This is a genomic window from Bradyrhizobium sp. (genome assembly GCF_049586575.1).
Taxonomy (GTDB): domain Bacteria; phylum Pseudomonadota; class Alphaproteobacteria; order Rhizobiales; family Xanthobacteraceae; genus Bradyrhizobium.
Window position 1 is genome coordinate 1 of the sequence record NZ_JBAVCF010000248.1, and the last position, 12885, is coordinate 12885.

Consider the following 12885-nt stretch of genomic DNA (forward strand, 5'->3'; position numbering starts at 1 on the left):
GACGCATTCGCGCAGGTTCAGTAAAGGATGGCTCCGCATGCCGGAGCGAGTGAGGTAAAAATTGATAGCGGCGTTTCAGCGTATCCCGTAGCTTGCGAATTCCTTGACAATATTCGGGTCCATCGCCTTCGCGTTGTTGACGTCTACCTCGCCATCCGAAATCGCGCCGCTGCGCTGTCGCGCCAGGCCGCGGCCATATAGCGACGACGTCAGCCGCGGATTGATCCTGAGGGCGGCGTCGAAATCGGCAATCGCATTCTTGTTCAACCCACTCTTCAGGTTGACGAGCCCGCGACTATCGAGCGCGTCGACGAAGTTCGGACGCAGCCGAAGCGCCTCGTTGCAGTCCCTCAGCGCTGGCTGCAATTCGCCGGTCACGGCGCGCACCCAGCACCGGTTGTTATAGGCCTCGACGTCCTTCGGGTTGAGGCGGATGGTGTCGCCGAAATCCTTGATGGCAAGGTCATAGGCGCCCTTGCTGGCATAGACCTGGCCGCGCCGATATAGCGAGCCGGCGTCGTCGGGATTTTCTACCAGCTTGGCAGTCAGGCTCTTGATGGTCGGGTCGTCGGCCAGTGCGGGCTGGGGCGGCGGAGGCGGTGGCTCGCTGCTCGGAAGGTTTGCCACCGCCGGCTTCTCGGGGGGCGTCGGCGCCGGCGTCTCGGCCTTTGGCGGTGCAGGAAGGTCGACGTGCCGCGCAGGCGGCGGGGGTGGAGTTGCGGCGGTGGGCTGTTGGGGAAGAGCGGCCATCGGCCGCGCGCCCGGAATAAACGAGAAGTCTTCCGCCAGCGAAGACGATATCCATGGCACCTGCTCGCTGCGCGAGGCTCGGGTCACGCCAACGCGGGTGCGGTTGAGCGTCTCCTCCGCCATCAGATCCGGGACTCGGATTTCCTTGAGCAGTTCCTGAACGAACAGGCTGTGGTCGCCGCCATTGTCCGATATGACCGAACTCAGTGCCGCTGAATACATTACCAGTGTGCCGTTTGGCGCGATCACGGGCGCCAGGCCGGCGGAGAAGCTGCGAAAGCGGCGCTCGAACGGATTGCGGCGCGAAGCATCGATCAGCGCGATCTTGACGCCGGCGCCTCGGTTGTTGATTTCGCCCAGTACCGTCTCGAGGCTGAAGCCGTCACGGCGGACGTCTGCCTCGGTCCATATCTGGGCATCAACAGGAATCATGAAACTTTGGCGGTTGGACTGAACGCCGTAGCCGCTGAAAAAGATCAGCGCGACGCTACCGGGCTTGATATGGCCGTACAGCCGCTCGAAGGCCTTGCGCATGCCGTCACCGGTCAGGTTCTCGCCGATCTCGACCGTGAAGCCATCCCGCTTGAGTTCGTCGGCGATGCTCCGCGCATCGTTGATCGGCTCCTTCAAGGGTGCATCCGCGTCGGGATATTTCGCGTTGCCGATGACGAGCGCAAGCCGGTCAGCCGCAGCGGCGGCCGAAGGGAAAATCGGGGCGAGCAAAAATGCCAACAGAGCCAGCAATGGAAGGCGGATACTCATTATGCTTCAGTCCAGCCAATTTCTCAGTTCAGTCAGTATGCGCCGGCGCCAAGGCGCGCGCCAAGCCGACCTTAGCCCACGAAAATTGCATTATCAAACCGCGCCCTCAAGTGGAATCAACCGCTTGCCTCACCGGCAAATAGCCGCGCACCCGTTCCCGCGTGACCGCGAGCACTACGGCCCGGTGGTTCGGTCCGCCGGGCACGCTCGAAAGGGTTGCGTCATCAGGGTTTGACCTTTTGACATGGCGGTGGCTTGCTGCGGTCGGCGAACCAAAAGAAGAAGCAAACCGATGGAAACGACCTACGAAATCTACGCACTCCGCTATGCGACGATGTCACCGCGTACCCCCAACATGAATTACATCTCGCCGGACCCGCACGAGACAGCGGCGGCCGATCTCGACTATTTTGTGTGGCTGATCCGGGGTGGTGGCCGCCATATTCTGGTCGATACCGGCTTCAACGAACAGGAAGCGGGTGTACGAAGCCGCAAGCTCACGCTCAATCCGGTAGAGGCGCTCTCGCGATTTGGGGTCAAGGCCGGTGACATCAAGGACGTCATCGTGACCCATATGCATTACGATCACGCCGGCAATCTCGACCTGCTTCCGAACGCCCGGTTTCACATTCAGGACCGCGAGATGAGCTATGCCACGGGACGCTGCATGTGCTTCGGTCATTTGCGCCATCCGTTTGCGGTCGAGCATGTGACGTTGATGGTGCGTCACATCTACGGCGAGCGTGTCACCTTTCACGCCGGCGAGGGCGAAGTGGCTCCCGGCGTCACGGTGCATCATGTCGGGGGCCATTCCGATGGATTGCAGGTGGTGCGGGTCGCGACCGCGCGGGGACCGGTCGTGCTGGCGTCGGATGCCGCGCATTTCTACGGAAATCTTCATCGCCGCAGCCCGTTTCCGATCGTCTACAACATCGGCGACATGTGCAAGGGGTGGGAAACCATCGAACTGCTGGCCGGACACCCCGATCGCGTCATCCCGGGGCACGACCCGCTGGTTGCCGAACTCTACCCGCGCGCCAGCGACAAGGTTGACGCCTACGCGCTGCATCAGACGCCATCGCGTTCCTTCGCGAAATAACGAGCCGCGAGTGCGGGACATCTCGACGGAGGCCAACCAGCCATGATCGACCGTTTTCCAGGCCTTGCCCCGACGCGCAGCCGCGCCGTGGTTCACGATGATCTCGTATTCACGGTGGCGGTGGCGCCCGATCCGGTTACCCCGTCGATGTATGAGCAGACCAGGAAGGCGTTGGCGCGGATCGATGAAAGCCTCGCATTATGCGGGAGCCACAAAAGCAGGATACTGTCGGCGATCGTCTATATCAATGGCATGCCGTTGAAGAGCGAGATGAACCGCGCCTGGGATGAATGGGTGGACATGGGCAATCCTCCGATGCGGGCCTGCATCGGCGTGGAACTGGAGCCGCCGCATATTGTGGAGATTGTCGTGACCGCGGCGAAGTGAATTCCTCTCAGTGAAGAAGGTCGTCGCCCACTTCAATAGCCGCCAGCCTTTCCCGCTTGCTTGATTGTCTGCGCCAGCCCAAGGCCGTGTTCGATCTTGCTCAGCGCCGCCGCGAAATCCTTGCGTTCCTGCGCCGACAGACACGAAAGAATCTCCTGTTCTTTGCGGAGTAGCCGCGGGATCAATTCCTCGTATAGCGCGCGGCCCTTCGACGTGAGTTGAAGGGTGAATTCGCGGCGATCGTTTTCGTTCGCGACACGCTCGACGATTTTCCGCTGCATCAGTGCCGTGACAGCACGGCTGATAGTCGATTTGTGTGTGCGGGTGCAGTGACAAATATATTGAGCGGTGCAGGCGCCTTCCCGGAAGCCGAGCGTCGCCAGCACCCGCCATTCCGGAATGTCCAAGCCATAGCGTTCGCTGTATTCGACCGACAACGCGGCGCTGACTTCGGCCGCCAGGCGGTTGAGACGGAACGGTACGAAGCGGAACAAATCGAGCGGAGACTTTGCCAAAGCGGCTCCGGTTGCGGGTTGCGCCGACGCCGCGGCGGCTCTAGAGTAGTTGCAAGTGAAACGAATTTAGCAGGTCCGGCCCCAACTGGCCAGAGCTTGAGAGTTGGTGGAGTGGATTTTGACATTCGCTCTCGCCTGGGCGCGGGCTCGCAATGCGAATGTTAGAATCGGATCACAGGATGGCACAGGCCAAACTTCAAACCGAGATCGAGGCCAAGACCCGGTTCGGTTATCGCCGCCACGCCGATCAGGACGTTGATGCGGCCGGTATCGCCATGCACGGCGTCGTCGTGGTCGGCGCGGGACCCGTCGGGCTGTCGCTGGCCATCGACCTGGCGCAACGCGGCCAATCGGTCGTACTGCTCGACGATGCCGATCGGATCGGCGAGGGCTCGCGCGCGATCTGCTTCTCGAAACGATCGCTCGAATTCTGGGACCGGCTCGGGGTCGGCCAGCGCATGGTCGACAAGGGGGTGGTGTGGAAGGTCGGGAAGATCTTTCACGGCGCCTCGCTGCTCTATCAATTCGATCTGTTGCCGGAGCAGGGGCACAAGCGGCCCGCCTTCATCAACCTCCAGCAGTTCTATGCCGAGGCCTATCTGGTCGATCGCGTGACGGAAATGCCTGACATCTCCCTGCGCTGGCGCAACAAGGTGGTCGCTCTGGAGCAACGCAACGACCATGCGATCATTACCGTTGATACGCCTGATGGGCCCTATCGGATCGGTGCGAATTATGTCGTGGCCTGCGACGGCGCTCGCTCGTCGCTGCGGCAAATGGTGGGCGCGGAGTTTTCGGGCCAGGTGTTCGAGGATCAGTTCCTGATTGCCGATGTCAGGATGACGGCCGAATTTCCGACCGAGCGCTGGTTCTGGTTCGACCCGCCGTTTCATGCCGGCCGTTCGGCGTTGCTGCATAAGCAGCCCGACGATATCTGGCGGATCGACCTTCAGCTCAATCGGAATGCCGACCCGGTGGCGGAGAAGCGGCCGGAAAATGTTCGGCCGCGGATCGCGCGCATGCTCGGCCATGACCAATTCGATTTCGAGTGGATATCGCTTTACAAATTCCAATGCCGGCGCATGGCGCGCTTCATCCACGGCCGCGTGATCTTTGCCGGCGACGCCGCGCATCAGGTCTCCCCGTTTGGGGCGCGGGGCGCAAATTCCGGTCTGGAGGATGCGGAGAATCTGGCCTGGAAGCTCGACCGCGTGCTGCGCAAGACCTCGCCGGAAGCCTTGCTTGAAAGCTATCAGGTCGAACGCAGTGCCGCCGCCGACGAGAACATCCGCGAATCGACCCGCTCGACCGATTTCATGGCGCCTGCCACGCGCGAGGAGGCGCGGCTGCGCAAGGCCGTGCTGTCGTTGGCCAAGGAAACGGAATTCGCCAAGCGCATGGTCAATGGCGGCCGGCTTTCGGTGTCCGCGATCTACCGAACCCCGCTGTCGACGTCAGACGGCGAGGCATGGCGCGGCGGACCGCGCCCCGGCGCGTCGATGCTTGACGCGCCGATCATCGGCGTTTCCAGCGAGGTGAGATATCTCACCGATGCGTTCGTGAACTGTGGGCGAGGTTTCACGCTGATCGAATTCGCAAACGGCGCGACAGTCGATCCGCCTGACGGCGTCGGCGTTATCCGTATTGGCGACGGCGGCCTGACCGATTTCGCCGGGCTGGCGGCGGCACGTTACGGTGCTGAACCCGACTCCGCCTATCTGCTTCGACCGGACGGCTATGTCGCCGCGCGCTTCCGCCATCCGACCCGAAGCGCCATCGAGGCTGCACTGGCGCGCGCATCAGGCTACGATTGAGGGACCCATGGCGCTGTCCACCCGCTCGAATTTCGAAAGACCGGACGACGCGTTTCGCGCCGTCGTCGAGGCTCATCGCGGATTAAGCGATGAGGAAAGCGCCGATCTCGACGCCGCATTGGTGCTCATTCTCGCCAATCATATCGGCGATCTCGAAATATTAAGTGAGGCGATTGCTCTGGCGAAACGGCGGATGCTGGAGACGAGCCAGCAACAACAGCAACAACAATAACAAAGAGGGAATGAAATCGATGGCCAAGGGTTTCGCGTCCACCACGGATATGACCGAGAAGAAGGTCACCTTCTCGGAGATCGGCACCGACCTCTATGCCTTTACCGCGGAGGGCGACCCCAATTCGGCTGTTATCGTTGGCGACGACGGCTGTCTCGTGTTTGACGCGCAGGCAACGCCGGCGATGGCCAACAAGGTGATCGAGCGCGTCCGCACGGTGACTGACAAGCCGATCAAATATGTGGTGTTGTCGCACTATCACGCGGTGCGCGTACTGGGGGCATCTGCCTACAAGGCGCAAGGCATCATTGCTTCGCAGGAAACGTACCGCCTGATCGAGGAGCGCGGCCAGCAGGATTGGGATTCCGAATATGGCCGCTTCCCGCGCCTGTTTCAGGATGCGCAAAGCATCCCCGGGCTGACCTGGCCGACGCTAACCTTCGAAGGCGAGATGTCGGTCTATCTCGGTAAGCGCGAGGTGCGCCTGATGCAGCTCGGCGCCGGACATACATCGGGAGATATCGTGGCCTGGGTGCCGGACGCGGAAGTGATGTTTTCGGGCGACCTGATCGAATACCACTCCGCTTGTTATTGCGGCGATGCCCACCTGCGGGAGTGGCCGGCGACGCTGAATGAAATCCGCGCCTTCAATCCCAAAGCCATCGCGCCTGGCCGCGGCGATGCGCTCAAGGGACTGGCGACCGGTCGCGACGCCATCGCGATGACGCGCGATTTTGTCACCACGCTGTATGGTGCTGCGGAATCCGCCGTCGCCAAGGGTCGTAACCTCAAGGAAACGATGGCCGCGGCGCGCGAGGTGATGGACCCGAAGTTTTCGAGCTTCGCCATTTACGAACACTGCCTGCCGTTCAACGTCTCACGCGCGTTCGACGAAGCTTCCGGGATCGACGACCCCGTGATCTGGACCGACAAACGCGACCGCGAAATGTGGGCTTCCCTGCAAGGAGGATCGTGATGAACATCAATACATCACCCGACGTCATCAGCCGCGGCTCGGCTAATATCACGCCGGGCTATATGTCCGGCTTCGGCAACAGCTTCGAGACCGAGGCGCTGCCCGGCGCGTTGCCGAGGGGACGAAATTCGCCGCAGCGCTGCGCCTACGGGCTCTATGCCGAGCAGCTGTCCGGCTCGCCCTTCACCGCGCCGCGCGGCAGCAATGAACGCTCCTGGCTTTACCGAATCCGTCCCTCGGTCAGGCATTCCGGCCGCTTCGACAAGGTCGATGCCGGATTGTGGCGCACTGCGCCCTGCCACGAGCAGGATATGGCGATTGGGCAACTCCGCTGGGATCCGGCGCCGATCCCGAAGACCGACATGACCTTTCTGCAAGGCGTGCAGACGATGACGACCGCAGGTGACGCCGGTACGCAGGCGGGCATGGCCGCGCACGTCTTCCTCATCACCAAATCCATGGTCGATCAGAATTTCTACAACGCCGACGGCGAAATGCTGTTCGTGCCGCAGCAAGGCAACTTGCGCTTTGTCACCGAATTCGGACGTATTGACGTAGAGCCCGGCGAAGTCGCCGTGATTCCGCGCGGCGTGAAATTCCGCGTCGAACTCCCCAGCGGTCCGGCGCGCGGTTATCTCTGCGAAAATTATGGGGGCGCTTTCACGCTGCCCGAGCGCGGGCCGATCGGCGCCAATTGCCTCGCCAATGCGCGCGACTTTCTCACGCCTGTCGCGGCCTATGAGGACAAGGACACGCCGACGGAATTGTTTGTGAAATGGGGCGGCTCGCTCTTCGTGACCAAGTTGCCCCATTCCCCGATCGACGTGGTGGCATGGCACGGCAACTATGCGCCCTATAAATACGACTTGAGGAGCTTTTCGCCGGTCGGCGCCATCGGCTTCGACCATCCCGATCCGTCGATCTTCACAGTGCTGACCTCGCCGTCGGAAACGGCCGGTACCGCGAACATCGATTTCGTGATTTTCCCGGAGCGCTGGGCGGTCGCCGAAAACACCTTCCGGCCGCCATGGTACCACATGAACATCATGTCGGAATTCATGGGCCTGATCTACGGTGTCTATGACGCGAAGCCGCAGGGCTTTACCCCTGGCGGCATCAGCCTGCACAACATGATGCTGCCGCATGGCCCGGACCGCGAGGCCTTCGACCATGCCAGCAATTCGGAACTCAGGCCGGTCAAGTTGACGGGCACGATGGCTTTCATGTTCGAGACACGGTTTCCGCAGCGCGTGACCGCGCATGCGGCGAAGTCGTCGACGCTGCAGGACGACTACGCGGATTGCTGGAAGGGTCTGGAAAAGCGTTTCGACCCGAACAAGCCATAAGGACAAAATAGTGTCCCACCCCAACGACCCCGCGCTGCGCTCCTTCATTCCGGTCGATCCGGAATCGGACTTTCCGATCCAGAATCTGCCTTATGGCGTATTCTCCTCGCACGGTCTCGCCCCGCGAGTCGGCGTTGCGATCGGCGACTACGTGCTCGACCTCTGGGAACTCGAGCAGGATGGCAGGTTGGATGTCGACCCGCTCGGCGTGTTCTCGGCACCCTCGCTCAATCCGTTCATGGCGCTGGGGCCGAAGGTCTGGGCGGCGACGCGCACGCGCATCAGCGAACTCTTGCGCCACGACAACGATGAACTGCGCGACAACGAAACGTTGCGCAGCCGGACGCTGGTGCCGATGGCGGATGTCAAAATGCATCTGCCGATCGCGGTTGCCGGCTACACGGATTTTTACGCCTCGAAGGAGCACGCCACCAATGTCGGGATCATGTTCCGCGGCAAGGACAATGCCTTGCAGCCGAACTGGCTGCACATGCCGATCGGCTACAACGGCCGTGCCTCGACCGTCGTGGTGTCCGGCACCAAGGTTCGTCGTCCGCGCGGGCAATTGAAACCGGCAACGGCCGAGCATCCGAGTTTCGGGGCCTGCAAGCGGCTCGATTTCGAACTCGAAATGGGAACGGTGGTCGGGCAAGCGTCGTCGATGGGCGAGATGCTTGACGAGGCGCAGGCCGAAGAGATGATCTTTGGCTTTGTGTTGTTGAACGACTGGAGCGCCCGCGACATTCAGCAATGGGAATATGTTCCGCTCGGGCCGTTCCAGGGCAAGGCGTTCGCGACCTCGATCAGCCCATGGGTGGTGACGCGCGCGGCACTCGATCCGTTTCGACGCCACGGGCCTGAGCAAATTCCGCGGCCGTTGCCATATTTGCAGCAGGCGCAACCGAACAATTACGACCTTGAACTCGAAGTCGGCTTGCGTGCGGCGACGATGAACAAGCCGAGACGTATCTGCCACACCAATTTCAAATACATGTATTGGTCGGCTGTGCAGCAGTTGGTGCACCACGCCTCTTCGGGGTGCGCGATGAATGTCGGCGATCTCCTGGGCAGCGGAACGATCTCCGGGCCTGAAAAAAATCAGCGCGGCAGCCTGCTGGAGATTTCCTGGAACGGCACCGAGCCGGCCGAGCTTGCAGACGGCGTCACCAGAACTTTTCTCGAAGATGGGGATTCGCTCGTCATGCGCGGCTGGTGCCAAGGTGATGGGTATCGCGTCGGCTTTGGCGAGGTGGAAGGAACGATTCTGCCGGCCGAATAGGAGGTGTGGCTTACCTCCCCTTGAAAAGGGGAGGTCGGTTTGCGCCGTCGCGCAAACCGGGAGGAGATCACGGGAGAGGATTAGCTGACCCCCCAACCCTCTCCCTTTTAGGGGAGGCAGAACCCGAGCGGTGTCTCTGCTCTATCGTCGCTCCGGGGGAATATCCCGAATCCGCTGCGAATGCGCCGCGACATCGTCGGGGGCATATTTGAGGTGCACGCGTTTGTCGGATGGCGGGTGCTTGGCGACCGATATTCCCGGCCGCCATTCGCGCGAGGGCCGGATCGGCCGCGGTGCAAATCCGCCCCCGCAATTCGGACATACGTTGGCGAGCCTGCTCTCGGCGCAGTCCGCACAGAACGTGCACTCATAGCTGCAGATCCGCGCATCCGTCGAATGCGGCGGCAGATCCTTGTCGCAATATTCGCAGTTCGGCCGAAGTTGCAGCGCCATGACCCATATCTCCGCGAGGTGAGGGCGATCATCGCAAATCGTGCGAAAGTTTCGAATGACGAATTTCCCCCGATTCCGGACGCGCCTTGTGAAAAACCGGCCGCTTCCAAAACCCGCACGATGCTATCGCGAGGAAGCATCCTTTGCCTGCCATTCGCGGACAAGGTCTGCGATCTCAGCCTTGGCCGGTTCTCGGATGGTCGAGGGCGTGCGGGAGAATCGCGGCGCGGGGGCCGGTTGCGTGACGCCGTGTCGCTCCACGAAGGTTTTTCGGGCCGCCAAGTGAGGATGCAGCGGGGCTTCGGCGAGCGTCAGCACCGGCGCGAAGCAGACGTCGGTGCCTTCCATGATCTGGCACCACTCCTCGCGGGTCTTTGTCTTGAATATCTCGGTTAGCCGTTGCTTGAGCGAGGGCCAGGCCTTGCGCTCCATCTGGGCTTCGAACGCCTCGTCCGACAGGCCGGCGAGTTGACGCAGCAGCGCGTAAAACTGAGGTTCGATCGAACCGATTGAGATGAAATGGCCGCAGCCGCATTGGTAGACGCCGTAAAAATGTGCGCCGCCATCGAGGAGGTTGTTTTCCCGCCCCTCGATCCAGCGTCCGGCTGCCGTCAGATCGAAAAACATCGACATCAGCGAGGCCGCGCCATCGCACATCGCGGCGTCCACCACCTGGCCCTTGCCGGACCTGCTAGCCTCGAGCAACGCAGCGAGCACGCCGACCACAAGATAAAGTGCGCCGCCGCCGAAATCGCCAACCAGGTTGAGCGGCGGGACCGGCCTTTCGGCCGGCCCGATCGCGGCCAATGCGCCAGTGACGGAGATGTAGTTGATGTCGTGGCCTGCGGCCTGGGCCAATGGCCCATCCTGCCCCCATCCGGTCATGCGGCCATAAACCAGCCGCGGATTTCGCGACAGCAGCTCGTCAGGGCCGAGCCCGAGCCGCTCCATCACGCCTGGCCGAAAACCCTCGATCAGGGCGTCGGCGTGTTCGAGCAGATCGAGCACCTCTCCGAGCGCGGTCTTGTCCTTGAGGTCGATCTCGACAACCTTGCGCCCGCGCCCAGCCGCGGATGTCTGGTTCTTGTTGGCCCCGGGGCGATCGAGCGTGATCACTTCGGCGCCCATGTCTGCCAGCATCATGCAGGCGAACGGTCCGGGTCCAATGCCGGCGAATTCGACGATGCGAAAGCCGGCCAGCGGGCCCGAGGCCACGCCCGGCGACGTCTGAGGATCCGGCATGTCAGGCACTTTGTTTTCCATATTGCCGGGTGAGGTTACGAAGATGGCTGATCCGCGCTCGGTCCGCGCCCAGTCTCGCCAATAGTTCGGAAAACCCCGATGCCCGTCAACTGGGCGCTAGTAGATTAGTTGCGGAGGCTACGATGGCACCGTCAATCCGGCCGGAAGCCCCTGAAATTGCGGGCTCGCTGGCCGGATTGCGCCACTCCGGTTTACCACCTCTTATCCATTCTATTCTAGGTTTTCGGCTGCCGGATGCCCGTGCTTTAACGGAGCAGCCGCGACCGCAACTGAAGGCGAGGGGTCCGTGGTGGGGTTTTTCAAACGTGTCAGACCGCAATCGGTGTCGTCAATGCTCCCCACCTTGCGATTTCGCGGCAAGATCAGCCTTGGCTTTGCCGTCGTACTTGCCATTTCGGCCGTCAACATGGGTTTCGCGTATCTGGGGTTTGAACATGTTTCGAATGGCGTCGCCGCTTACCGGGCAAGCGTATCGGAATCCGACCTGGCAAAGAACATCGACCGAGAACTGATCTCCTATCGTTCGCTGGCTCGTTACTATGAAGTTACGGGCAAGGAAGACGACGCCAAGGCTGCGCTCGCGGCCCAGGCAACGCTGAACGATGCGATCAACCGGTCGATGAAGAATACAGATACCGACAACAAGGAGCGTACCAGGCACATAACGAGCCTGAGCATGGAATTTCACTCCTTTACGAAAATCTTTGCTGACGTTGTGAAGATCAAACACGACAGCGAACTTGTCAGCCAAAACCAGTTGATGCGCAGCGGCAACTTCCTGCGCTACAAGCTCGACGATCTGCCGAGCGGAGTGGAGGATGAATCGACGCTTGCGGCGACCACGCTTGCGTCCAAGAAAGTGGCGGCGCTGTTCGAGGCCGCGACGGCGCTGGCGAATACCTTTATTATCAATTCCGATCAGTCCATAGCCACGGGCGCAATAGCCCGCTTGAAATTTGTCGAGGCGGCGTTACAGGCAATTCCCGCCCAAGAGGCGAAGGTCGCGCAGGGCATCAAGGAGGCGTCCGCTCTGCTCGACGAGTACCGCAAGGCTCTGACCAAATTGATCGACAATGCGAAGGAGCTCGACGAGCTTTCCATCGAGATGGCCGATTCCACGGGTGCGATCATGAAGGCATCCAACGCGATGAAGGCCGATCTGCTCGCGGATCAGCAGCGGCTTGATTCCGAATCCGGCGCTACCATCAATGAGACGCAACGTCTCATCGTGATGCTCGCCATCGGCAGCTTCCTGCTGGGTGCGGTGTTGGCCCTGCTTCTGGGGAGGCAAATCTCGCGGCCGATGACTGCAATGTGCAAGGCGATGCGCGAACTCGCTAGCGGCAATTTCGACGTCGTGTTGCCGGGTCTCGGCCGCAAGGACGAACTCGGCGAGATGGCGGCTGCCGTCGAAGAATTCAAGATTCAGGCAGTCGCGAAGGCCGAACGCGATGCGGCCGCGCTCGATGCCCAAAACAAGGCCTCGGCGGCCGGACGACGCGCCGAACTCATTCGCTTTGCCGATGAGTTCGAGGCAAACGTTGGCAGCATCGTGGCGAATGTTTCGGCCTCGGCCGTTCAACTCGAAGCCTCCGCGGGTACATTGACGCGGACGGCAGAGACCACCCAGAATCTGTCGGGCCAGGCCGCAGGAGCATCGGAGCAGGCTTCAAGCGACATGCAATCGGTGGCGGCAGCGACCGAAGAACTCTCGGCTTCGGTCGACGAGATCGGAAGGCAGGCCCAGGAATCCAACCGGATCGCGGAAGCGGCGGTGCTTCAGGCCCAGCAAACTGACGGGCGCATCGGCAAATTGTCGCGCGCCGCGCAGGAGATTGGCGACGTCGTGAAGCTGATTACGGCCATTGCCGAGCAGACCAATCTTCTGGCACTCAATGCCACCATCGAGGCGGCGCGCGCCGGCGATGCCGGCCGAGGCTTCGCCGTTGTCGCTTCCGAGGTGAAGTCGCTGGCCAGCCAGACCGCCAGGGCAACCGACGAAATTTCCA

12 protein-coding genes are annotated in these 12885 nt (G+C 61.6%); 8 read left to right on the forward strand and 4 right to left on the reverse strand.

Annotated elements, in window-relative coordinates:
* Positions 1–75: 75 nt before the first annotated feature.
* Positions 76–1512 (reverse strand): caspase family protein, encoded by a 1437-nt coding sequence (locus tag WB528_RS09530; protein WP_423888170.1) that lies wholly within the window; start codon positions 1510–1512, stop codon positions 76–78.
* Between the two features lie 292 nt (positions 1513–1804).
* Between WB528_RS09530 and WB528_RS09535 the strand changes: the two genes are divergently transcribed.
* Positions 1805–2611 carry an N-acyl homoserine lactonase family protein gene (locus WB528_RS09535; protein WP_423888172.1) on the forward strand — a complete coding sequence of 269 codons (807 nt, stop codon included), beginning with the start codon at positions 1805–1807 and terminating at the stop codon, positions 2609–2611.
* A gap of 42 nt (positions 2612–2653) precedes the next feature.
* Complete coding sequence (locus WB528_RS09540) at positions 2654–2998, forward strand: RidA family protein (protein ID WP_423888173.1); 345 nt, start codon at positions 2654–2656, stop codon at positions 2996–2998.
* A 32-nt stretch (positions 2999–3030) separates the two neighbouring features.
* Here WB528_RS09540 and WB528_RS09545 read toward each other — a convergent pair whose 3' ends face one another.
* On the reverse strand, positions 3031–3513 hold the full coding sequence (locus WB528_RS09545; RefSeq protein WP_423888174.1) for a MarR family winged helix-turn-helix transcriptional regulator: 483 nt from the start codon (positions 3511–3513) through the stop codon (positions 3031–3033).
* 179 nt (positions 3514–3692) lie between these two features.
* Here WB528_RS09545 and WB528_RS09550 point away from each other — a divergent pair, with 179 nt between their 5' ends.
* Genes WB528_RS09550 through fahA form a run of 5 tightly spaced genes read left to right on the forward strand, consistent with a single transcriptional unit; the run spans position 3693 to position 9160 of the window.
* Positions 3693–5327 (forward strand): FAD-dependent oxidoreductase, encoded by a 1635-nt coding sequence (locus WB528_RS09550; protein WP_423888175.1) that lies wholly within the window; start codon positions 3693–3695, stop codon positions 5325–5327.
* 7 nt (positions 5328–5334) lie between these two features.
* Positions 5335–5559, forward strand: coding sequence for a DUF2783 domain-containing protein (locus tag WB528_RS09555; RefSeq protein ID WP_423888176.1), 225 nt, complete (start codon positions 5335–5337; stop codon positions 5557–5559).
* Positions 5560–5578: 19 nt separating this feature from the next.
* Entirely contained in the window at positions 5579–6535 is a 957-nt protein-coding gene (locus tag WB528_RS09560; RefSeq protein WP_423888177.1) for an MBL fold metallo-hydrolase, read from the forward strand.
* Positions 6535–7881 (forward strand): homogentisate 1,2-dioxygenase, encoded by a 1347-nt coding sequence (gene hmgA, locus WB528_RS09565; protein WP_423888178.1) that lies wholly within the window; start codon positions 6535–6537, stop codon positions 7879–7881. Before WB528_RS09560 ends, hmgA begins: the two co-directional genes overlap by 1 nt.
* Positions 7882–7891: 10 nt before the next feature.
* On the forward strand, positions 7892–9160 hold the full coding sequence (fahA, locus tag WB528_RS09570) for a fumarylacetoacetase (protein ID WP_423888179.1): 1269 nt from the start codon (positions 7892–7894) through the stop codon (positions 9158–9160).
* 141 nt (positions 9161–9301) lie between these two features.
* On the opposite strand, the gene WB528_RS09575 is transcribed toward fahA, so the two are convergent.
* Entirely contained in the window at positions 9302–9613 is a 312-nt protein-coding gene (locus tag WB528_RS09575) for a DUF1272 domain-containing protein (protein ID WP_423888180.1), read from the reverse strand.
* Between the two features lie 123 nt (positions 9614–9736).
* A complete protein-coding gene (locus WB528_RS09580) occupies positions 9737–10855 on the reverse strand; it encodes a CaiB/BaiF CoA transferase family protein (RefSeq protein ID WP_423888182.1) in 1119 nt (372 codons plus the stop codon).
* 352 nt (positions 10856–11207) lie between these two features.
* On the opposite strand from WB528_RS09580, the gene WB528_RS09585 reads away from it, so the two are divergent.
* Positions 11208–12885: methyl-accepting chemotaxis protein (locus tag WB528_RS09585; RefSeq protein ID WP_423888181.1), on the forward strand; the 1678-nt coding region annotated here is incomplete at its 3' end.

What these genes read in the sequence shown, in the direction of transcription:
- WB528_RS09530 (WP_423888170.1), bottom strand. Translation starts at nt 1,512, where the DNA reads ATGAGTATCCGCCTTCCATTGCTGGCTCTGTTGGCATTTTTGCTCGCC.
- WB528_RS09535 (WP_423888172.1), top strand. Translation starts at nt 1,805, where the DNA reads ATGGAAACGACCTACGAAATCTACGCACTCCGCTATGCGACGATGTCA.
- WB528_RS09540 (WP_423888173.1), top strand. Translation starts at nt 2,654, where the DNA reads ATGATCGACCGTTTTCCAGGCCTTGCCCCGACGCGCAGCCGCGCCGTG.
- WB528_RS09550 (WP_423888175.1), top strand. Translation starts at nt 3,693, where the DNA reads ATGGCACAGGCCAAACTTCAAACCGAGATCGAGGCCAAGACCCGGTTC.
- WB528_RS09555 (WP_423888176.1), top strand. Translation starts at nt 5,335, where the DNA reads ATGGCGCTGTCCACCCGCTCGAATTTCGAAAGACCGGACGACGCGTTT.
- WB528_RS09560 (WP_423888177.1), top strand. Translation starts at nt 5,579, where the DNA reads ATGGCCAAGGGTTTCGCGTCCACCACGGATATGACCGAGAAGAAGGTC.
- hmgA (WP_423888178.1), top strand. Translation starts at nt 6,535, where the DNA reads ATGAACATCAATACATCACCCGACGTCATCAGCCGCGGCTCGGCTAAT.
- WB528_RS09575 (WP_423888180.1), bottom strand. Translation starts at nt 9,613, where the DNA reads ATGGCGCTGCAACTTCGGCCGAACTGCGAATATTGCGACAAGGATCTG.
- WB528_RS09580 (WP_423888182.1), bottom strand. Translation starts at nt 10,855, where the DNA reads ATGCCGGATCCTCAGACGTCGCCGGGCGTGGCCTCGGGCCCGCTGGCC.